The organism is Modestobacter sp. KNN46-3 (genome assembly GCF_011039295.1).
In genome coordinates this window covers 1-8,124 of sequence record NZ_JAAKGN010000184.1, presented here as the reverse complement: position 1 = coordinate 8,124, position 8,124 = coordinate 1, and the positions used below count along the sequence as shown (strand labels likewise).

Below are 8,124 nucleotides of genomic sequence, written 5' to 3'. Positions count from 1 at the left end.
ACCTCCGAGAAGGCCCGCCGCGCAGCCCTGTCAGGCTGGCTGCACCACTACAACCACCACCGGCCCCACACCGCCCTGGGCAACCTCCCACCGATCACCCGCTGCACCAACGTCTCCGGGCAGTACAGCTAGGCGCCGTCCTCGGAACGGTTGCCGGCCAGCTGCTCGGACTCGCGGTCGGCCTCGGCTTCGTCGCCACGCTGCTGGGCGCGGCCGGCGTGTTCTTGGCCTTGCGCTCAAGTCGTGACCGGGCAAGCCGCCGAGACTGATCCCGCCGGTCGGGAGTTGAGGCACTCGCCTTACGGTCGGCTCCCTTGACGTGGAGGAGCGGAGTCCCAGAGTGGGCCGCTCAAGGACGCTCGTCGCCGGAGGCGAGACGTTCCCGCGGGAACGTGGTCAAGCCGCTCACCTTGACCGCGTTTCCGCGGGAACGTCCGGCGGCTCCACGGGGCGTGTCCCTGAATGGGCCGCTCAGGGACACCAGCACCGACTCGCTCGGAGGGCGGTTTCGGGAAGCCCACCGAACCACTCGGGGAGCAGCCGGCCCGAGCAGTCCCGCTAGTCGGCGAGCAGTTGGTCGCGGACCTCGCGGCGCAGGACCTTGCCGATCTGCGAGCGGGGCAGGTCGTCGACCGCCACGATCCGCCGCGGCACCTTGTAGGCGGCCAGCGACCCACGGATGGACTCCCGAACGGCGTCCAGGTCGAGTTCCCGCTCCAGCACGACCGCGGCGACGACGTCCTCGCCGTTCTTGCCGGGCAGGCCGACGACGGCGGCGTCGGTGATGCCGTCGACCGCCTTCAGCACGTCCTCGACCTCGGAGGGGTAGACGTTGAAGCCGCCGGTGATGATCAGTTCCTTGATCCGGTCGACGATCCGGACGAACCCGTCGTCGTCGACCTCGACCACGTCGCCGGTGCGCAGCCAGCCGCCGGGCAGCAGGACGGCAGCGGTCTCCTCCGGCCGATTCCAGTAGCCGGAGAACACCTGGGGCCCCTGCACCAGCAGCTCGCCGCGCTCCCCCGGCGCCCGGTCGACGGTCGGGTCCTCCGGGTCGACCACCCGCATCCGGGTCGACGGGAACGGCAGCCCGACGGTGCCGGTCCGGCGGGTCGGCCCCACCGGGTTGCCGATCACGATGGGCGAGGCCTCGGTCATCCCGTAGCCCTCCACGACCAGCCCGCCGGTCACCCGCTCCCACAGCTGCGCGGTCTCCAGCGGCAGCGGCATCGCCCCGGAGATCGCCACCCGGGTGCCCGACAGGTCCACGCCGCGCTCCTCGGCCGCAGCGGCCAGCCGCTGGTACATCGGCGGCACCCCGGGGAAGAACGTCGGCGGCCGTTTCTTGGCCGCGGCCAGCACCTGGTCGACGTCGAAGCGCGGGAACAGCACCAGCACCGCACCCAGCCGCACCGCTGCAGCCAGGCACAGCAGCACGCCGTAGGCGTGGAACAGCGGGAGGACGCCGTAGAAGACCTCCTCGCCCGCCCGCAGCTGGGGCACCCAGGCGAGGGACTGGGTGACGTTGGCGATCAGGTTCCGGTGGGTGAGGACGGCGGCCTTGGGGCTGCCGGTGGTGCCGCCGGTGTACTGCAGCAGCGCCACGTCCTCGTGGGCCGGGCCCGGGTGGGCCTCCTCCAGCGGAGTGGCCCCGGCCACCACGGCGTCCCAGGACGTCGTCCCGGGGGCGGGCTTGGTCATCGCTGCCCGGGTGGCCCGGGCCTTGGGCACCGGCAGCCGCAGCGCCAGCCGCTTGACCAGCGGCAGCGCCCGGCTGAGGTCGACCGCGAGCACCTCGCGCAGCTCCGGTGCGTCCAGGCCCTGGACGACGGGGGCGACCACGTTCCAGACGATCGCGACGGCGGCCCCGTGGTCGCGGAACTGCTGGCCGAGCTCCTCGGGGGTGTACAGCGGGTTGTGCTCGACCACGATCGCACCCAGCCGCAGGACGGCGTTGAACGCGACCACGTGCTGCGGGCAGTTGGGCAGCACCAGGGCCACCCGGTCACCGGGCCGCACCCCCAGGTCGCGCAGCACCGTCGCGGCCCGGGCGACGGCGTCCCGGAGCTCGGCGTAGCTCGTCGTCGCGCCGAAGAACTCCAGCCCCGGCCGGTCCGGGAACCGCTGCGCCGCCGCAGTCAGCAGGTCGGGGACGGTCTCCCGGGGGACCTCCACCTCCGCAGGGACCCCGTCGGCGTAGCGCCGGGTCCAGGCCGGCGCCTCCGGCGTCCTGCGGTCTCGCTCGGTGACCATCTGTTCCCTCGTTCGCGACGGCGCACCCAGGGTCGGCGGCGGGCCGTCCGTCCCGCTGACCGCCGCGGGTGCCCGGCGGTCAGCGGGAGGTGTCAGAGCGGCTGGACGGAGTCGGCCTGCATGCCGCGGTCGCCGGCGCTGGCGGTGTACTCGACCCGCTGCCCCTCGTCCAAGCTGCGGTAGCCACCGTCGTCGGCGATGGCGGAGAAGTGCACGAACACGTCGTCTCCGCCCTCGTCGGGCTCGATGAACCCGAAGCCCTTCTCGGCGTTGAAGAACCGCACGGTGCCCTGGCCGCCGGCACCGCCGCCGCGGGGAGCCCGCGGAGCGCGCGCGCCGCGGTCGTCCCGACGGGGCCGGTCGTCCCGCCGGTCGTCGCGTCGGTCGTCACGCCGGTCGTCGTACCGGGCCGGCGGGCGCCCGCCGCCGAGCGGGCGGACCGAGTCGGCCTGCATGCCGCGCTGGCCGGGGCTGGCGGTGTACTCGACCCGCTGCCCCTCGTCCAGGCTGCGGTAGCCACCGTCGTCCTCGATGGCGGAGAAGTGCACGAACACGTCGTCCCCGCCCTCGTCGGGCTCGATGAACCCGAAGCCCTTCTCGGCGTTGAAGAACCGCACGGTGCCCTCGGAACCGCGCCCACCGCGCGGGGCGGGCGCGTCCCGGCGGCCGCGCTCCTCGCGCTGGGGTGCCCGGCCCCCGCCGAGCGGCTGGACCGAGTCGGCCTGCATGCCGCGGTCGCCGGGGCTCGCGGTGTACTCGACCCGCTGGCCCTCCTCCAGACTGCGGTAGCCACCGTCGTCGGCGATGGCGGAGAAGTGCACGAACACGTCGTCCCCGCCCTCGTCGGGCTCGATGAACCCGAAGCCCTTCTCGGCGTTGAACCAGCGGACCGTGCCCTCCGAGCCGCCCCCGCCACTGCGGGGGGCCTGCGGCGCGCGGACCTGCCGGGGGTCGTCGCGGTGCCCGCGCTCCTCACGGGCGGGCCGGCCACCGCCGCCACCCAGGGGCTGGATGGAGTCGGCCTGCATGCCGCGGTCGCCGGCGCTGGCGGTGTACTCGACCCGCTGCCCCTCGTCCAGGCTGCGGAAGCCCCCGTCGTCGGCGATCGCCGAGAAGTGCGCGAACACGTCCTGCCCACCATCGTCGGGCTCGATGAACCCAAAGCCCTTCTCCGCGTTGAACCACTTGACCGTGCCCTGCGGCATCCTCTAGCTCCTGCACATCTCGTCGTCCTCACCTGGTGCGTACCTGCTCCAGGGTCCTCCAGCCTGCCCGCTCTGACGACCCGGCATGCCCACCGGGGGGCACAGCGGCCCGATCTGGCCGGTCAACCGCCCGCCCGGACGAGCCGGTCGACGGCCTCCCGGGCCACCTCCGGGGGCACGGTGTGCCCCCCGTCGAACTCGCGGTAGGTCACCTCGTAGCCGTCCTCCTGCAGCGCCGGGACGATCTGCCGACTGGTCCGCTCCACCCGCAGCACCTCGTCGTCGACCCCGTGCGAGACGAAGACCGGAGGGCGGCCGGTGCGAGGGGCCGGGGGGACGAAGCCCGGCGAGAAGGCGATGACGTCGCTGAACAGGTCGCCGTTGGCCAGCCCCAGGCCGAGTGCGTAGGAGGCGCCGTCGGAGAACCCGGCGACGGCGATCCGTCCGGGGTCGACGGGCAACAGCCCGAACACCTCACGCAGCGCTCGGTCGATCAGCTCGACGTCCGGGCCCCAGTCACTCCCGATCGCGTCCCACGTGCTCCCGCGGGAAGGCGGGGACAGCAGGAGCAGACCGTGCTCGTCGGCGAGTCCGCGCAGCGGCGCCAGTCCGCCCTCGGCGTTCCCGCCCGCGCCGTGCAGCGTGACCACCAGCGGCGCAGCCTGGTCCACGGGGAGGCCCGGGGGCACGTGGAGCAGCGCGTCCCGGTCCTCGGCCAGGCCCAGCGGGTGGGTGCCGGGGGCCGGTGGCGACCCGGTCGGCGAGACGCTGTCCGGTCGCACGGTCAGCACGGCGGGGTCCGGCGCCGCCTCCCCGCCACCCCCCGGACCAGGGGCACCGCCCTCCTGTCCGTTCCCGCTGCAGGCCGCCAGCAGGGCGGCCCCGGTCAGCTGACCGCAGGCGGCGAGGAACGCGCGGCGGGTGGGCACGGTGCGCCGGTACCCCGGATCGACCCCGGGGCACCTCCTGCTCAGCTCTTGCGGTCGGCCAGGTGGCGGCGGTCGCCCAGGAACGGGAAGCGGTCCCGGGTGGCGGCCACCTCGGCGGCGTCGACGTCGGCCAGCACGATCGTCTCCACCCCCGAGGCGGTGGCCAGCAGCTCGCCCATCGGGGAGACGATGCGGCTGTCCCCGGCGTGCTCGGTGCCGTCGCCGGCCGTGCCGACCCGGTTGCAACCGACCACGTAGGCCTGGTTCTCGATCGCCCGGGCCTGCAGCAGCGCCGACCAGTGGTGCCGGCGCGGGCTGGGCCAGTTCGCCGGCACCAGGTAGACGTCGGTGTCCGGGGCTGCGGCCCAGAAGACGTCGGCGAAGCGCAGGTCGTAGCAGATGAACGGGGTGATCCGCAGTCCCCCGACCTCGACGGTGACCGGGCCGGTGCCGGAGCGGAACCGGGTCCGCTCGTCGGCGAAGGGGTGCAGCTTGCGGTACCGGTGCGCGGTGCCGTCCGGGCCGGCGAGCACGAACGTGTTGTAGGGCAGCTCGCCCTCGACGTCGGTCTCCGGGCAGGTGCCGGCCACCCAGACGCCGTGCTCGGCGGCCTGCGCGGCGAGGAACTCCGACGACGGCCCACCTTCCGGTTCGCCGATCCCGGGCGTCATCGAGAAGCCGGTGGAGAACGTCTCGGTGAGCAGCACCAGCTCCGCCCCGGCACCGACGGCACGGGCCACCTGCGGGGCCAGTCGCGCGAAGTTCGCGTCCCGGTCCTCCCAGACGATGTCGTGCTGCACCGCTGCGATCTTCACGCCAGCCTCCTCAACCGCTGCGCCGCCTCGGCCAGCACCTCGTCCCGCTTGCAGAACGCGAACCGCACGAGGTGCCGTCCCAGCTCCGCGTGCTCCGGTGAGTAGAAGACCACGGTCGGGACGGCGACCACCCCGGCGCGCCCGGGCAGCGACCGGCAGAACGCGATGCCGTCCCCGTCGGGCTGCCGCGGGCGGACGTCGACGGTGGCGAAGTAGGTGGCCTCGGGGCTCACCACCGGCAGCCCGGCGTCGGCCAGCCCGGCCACCAACAGGTCCCGGCGGCGCTGGAGCTCGGCAGCCACCCCGGCGAAGTACGTGTCGGGCAGCCGGAGCCCGGCGGCGATCGCCGGCTGGAACGGGCCGCCGTTGACGAAGGTGAGGTACTGCTTCGCGGTGCGGACCGCCGACACCAGCGCCGCCGGACCGCAGACCCAGCCAGTCTTCCAGCCGGTGGTGTTGAACGTCTTCCCGCCGCTGCTGACCACCAGCGTGCGCTCGCGCATGCCGGGCAGGGTGGCGATCGAGACGTGCTCGGCGCCGGCGAACACCAGGTGCTCGTAGACCTCGTCGGTGAGCACCAGCAGGTCGGCGGCGTCGGCCACCTCCGCCAGCACCGCCAGCTCGGCCCGGGTGAAGACCTTCCCCGTCGGGTTGTGCGGGGTGTTCAGCAGCAGCAGCCGCGCCCGCGGGGTGACCGCCGCGCGCAGCTCGGCCTCGTCGAAGGTCCACCGGCCCGTGGCGACCTCGCCGGAGGAGGCCGGCGGCGGGCGGAGCGGCACCGGGCGCAGCACCCCACCGGCCATCGCGACGGCGGCCGCGTAGCTGTCGTACATCGGCTCGAACAGCACCACCTCGTCGCCGGGCTCGAGCAGACCGAGCAGCGCGGCGGTCAGCGCCTCGGTCGCCCCGGCGGTGACCAGCACCTCGTCGGCCGGGTCGTAGGCCAGGCCCCGGAACCGCTGCTGGTGCTCGGCGATCGCCGCCCGCAGGTCGGGCTGCCCTGGGCCCGGCGGGTACTGGTCGTGCGCCGTGCCGATCGCCGCCCGGGCGACGTCGAGCACTTCGTGCGGGCCCGGCTCGTCTGGGAAGCCCTGGCCCAGGTTGATCGCACCGGTGGCGACGGCCAGCGCGCTCATCTCGGCGAAGACCGTCGTCCCGAAGCCCTGCAGCCGGGAGGCGAGGTGCGGCGCGGAGGTCACCGGCTCATCCTGCCGTGGTCGTGGTCCGCCGCAGCACCTCGGCGAGCGGAGTGGCCGATCGCCCCAGCAGGTCCGGGACGGCGGTGCTGACCGCGGCCATTTCCCCCGCGGCGATCGCCGTGTACGTGGAGACCCAGGCGTCGACCAGCCAGCGGGGCGCCTCGTAGGAGGCCCGCGAGGTGTACGCCTCCTCGACCGTCTCAAGCTGGTAGCGCGCCGGCCGGCCGGTGCCGGCGGCGATCGTCTCGGCGACCTCGGTGAGGGTCAGCGCTGCCGGGCCGGTCAGGTCGTAGCTCGCCCCGGCGTGCGGCGCCGGGTCCTGCAGCACGAGCGCGGCGACGGCGGCGATGTCGTCCAGCGCCACCACCGACGCCCGGCCGTCACCGGCGGGGCCGCGCAGCACGCCGTCCTCGCCGACCATCTCCGGCATGTCGTCGGCGTAGAGCCCGTCGCGCAGGAACGTCGTGGTCAGGCCCAGGGTCCGGGCGTGCTGCTCGGTCGCCCAGTGGTCGCGGGCCAGGAGGAACGTCGCGTCCGGTGCTGCGCCGAGGAAGGACACGTAGACCAGGTGCCCGACGCCGGCGTCGGCCGCCGCGTCCAGGAAGCTGCGGTGCTGCTCGACCCGGTCGGCGGACTCACTCCCCGACACCATCAGCACCGTGTCGACCCCCGCCAGCGCCTCGCGGACGGCCGACCGGTCGGCGTAGGGCGCGACCGACACCGTCGTGCCGGGCAGCTGCGGGGCACGCGCGGGGTCGCGGACCAGCAGCCGCTGGCGCACCCCGGCGTCGGCGAGCAGCCGGGCGACCCGGCCGCCGAGCCGCCCGGTCGACCCGGTCACGGCGAGGGGCGGGAGCTCCGAGTCGGTCACCGGCCGATCCTCGCCGATGACCGCCCGCTCTGCTGGACCACTCCCACACCGGGGAGACGAGGTCCCAACCTCACCGACACACCGTGCAGTCGACGCATGTTTGCAGTGCGTGCACTTTTCCTGGCATGCTCTCGGCGTGACCACGGGCCTGCGCGAGCGCAAGAAGCAGGCCACCCGCGCGGCGCTGCACGAGTCGGCGCTGCGACTGGTCGCCGAGCGCGGGCTGGACCGGGTGTCGGTCGACGACATCGCCGCCGACGCCGACGTCTCACCCCGCACCTTCTTCAACTACTTCCCGTCCAAGGACGACGCGGTCATCGGCCTGGACCCGGAGCACCCACTCCGCCTGGCCGAGGCACTGTCCGCCCGGCCGGCGACCGAGACGCCCGTCCAGGCGCTGCGCGCGGTGCACGCCGCCGAGGCCGCGCGGATGGCCGCGGAGACCGAGTTGTGGCCGCTGCGGCTGCAGGTCGTCGACGCGCACCCGGCGCTGGCCGCCCGGCTCACCGCCTCCTTCGCCCGGAGTGAGCAGGTGCTGGCCGAGTGGCTCGCCGCCCGCACCGGCACCCGGGCTGAGCTGGACGTCCAGCCCACCCTGCTCGCCGCCGTCCAGGGCTCGGTGATGCGCAGCGCGCTGCACCGCTGGCGGGCCGGTGACTACACCGCATCGCTGCCCGCCCTCGTCGCCGAGGGCTGGGACCAGGTCGAGGCGGGCTTCCCCGCCCCGCATGATGACCGCGGCCGAACTCTGGATGGGCAGGATGACCCCGGCGGTCATCGGCAGCATCAGCAGGCCGGAGTTCGCCCCCGACAGGCCAGAGCCCATCTGCAGGTAGGTGGGCATGAAGGCGA

At 74.3% G+C, this 8,124-nt stretch carries 8 protein-coding genes and 3 pseudogenes; 2 read left to right on the top strand and 9 right to left on the bottom strand.

Going from position 1 to position 8,124, the window contains the following annotated elements:
• Positions 1-132 (top strand): integrase core domain-containing protein (locus tag G5C62_RS23670; RefSeq protein ID WP_164702929.1); only part of this gene is annotated, 132 nt, incomplete at its 5' end.
• A 426-nt stretch (positions 133-558) separates the two neighbouring features.
• On the opposite strand, the gene G5C62_RS23665 is transcribed toward G5C62_RS23670, so the two are convergent.
• The 9 genes and pseudogenes from G5C62_RS23665 to G5C62_RS23635 form a co-directional block, all read right to left on the bottom strand.
• Entirely contained in the window at positions 559-2,253 is a 1,695-nt protein-coding gene (locus tag G5C62_RS23665) for a long-chain-fatty-acid--CoA ligase (protein WP_164702928.1), read from the bottom strand.
• A gap of 92 nt (positions 2,254-2,345) precedes the next feature.
• A complete protein-coding gene (locus G5C62_RS28345; RefSeq protein ID WP_036335364.1) occupies positions 2,346-2,537 on the bottom strand; it encodes a cold-shock protein in 192 nt (63 codons plus the stop codon).
• Between the two features lie 147 nt (positions 2,538-2,684).
• Positions 2,685-2,870: pseudogene (locus G5C62_RS28340) on the bottom strand (cold-shock protein); the annotation flags it as partial.
• Between the two features lie 87 nt (positions 2,871-2,957).
• Positions 2,958-3,149 (bottom strand): annotated as a pseudogene (locus tag G5C62_RS28335) (cold-shock protein); the annotation flags it as partial.
• 108 nt (positions 3,150-3,257) lie between these two features.
• A pseudogene (locus G5C62_RS27645) lies at positions 3,258-3,458 on the bottom strand (cold-shock protein); the annotation flags it as partial.
• Positions 3,459-3,580: 122 nt separating this feature from the next.
• On the bottom strand, positions 3,581-4,387 hold the full coding sequence (locus G5C62_RS23650; RefSeq protein WP_206330827.1) for an alpha/beta hydrolase: 807 nt from the start codon (positions 4,385-4,387) through the stop codon (positions 3,581-3,583).
• A 41-nt stretch (positions 4,388-4,428) separates the two neighbouring features.
• Positions 4,429-5,202: a nitrilase-related carbon-nitrogen hydrolase gene (locus tag G5C62_RS23645; protein WP_164702927.1), complete on the bottom strand. Its 774-nt coding sequence runs from the start codon at positions 5,200-5,202 to the stop codon at positions 4,429-4,431.
• Positions 5,199-6,401: a pyridoxal phosphate-dependent aminotransferase gene (locus G5C62_RS23640; RefSeq protein ID WP_164702926.1), complete on the bottom strand. Its 1,203-nt coding sequence runs from the start codon at positions 6,399-6,401 to the stop codon at positions 5,199-5,201. The genes G5C62_RS23645 and G5C62_RS23640 overlap by 4 nt, the downstream gene beginning before the upstream one ends.
• Before the next feature lie 4 nt (positions 6,402-6,405).
• On the bottom strand, positions 6,406-7,272 hold the full coding sequence (locus G5C62_RS23635; protein ID WP_036332419.1) for an SDR family oxidoreductase: 867 nt from the start codon (positions 7,270-7,272) through the stop codon (positions 6,406-6,408).
• A 136-nt stretch (positions 7,273-7,408) separates the two neighbouring features.
• Between G5C62_RS23635 and G5C62_RS23630 the strand changes: the two genes are divergently transcribed.
• Positions 7,409-8,124 (top strand): TetR family transcriptional regulator (locus G5C62_RS23630; RefSeq protein WP_164702925.1); only part of this gene is annotated, 716 nt, incomplete at its 3' end.

Coding starts and splice junctions, on each gene's coding strand:
- G5C62_RS23665 (WP_164702928.1), bottom strand. CDS start 2,253: ATGGTCACCGAGCGAGACCGCAGGACGCCGGAGGCGCCGGCCTGGACC.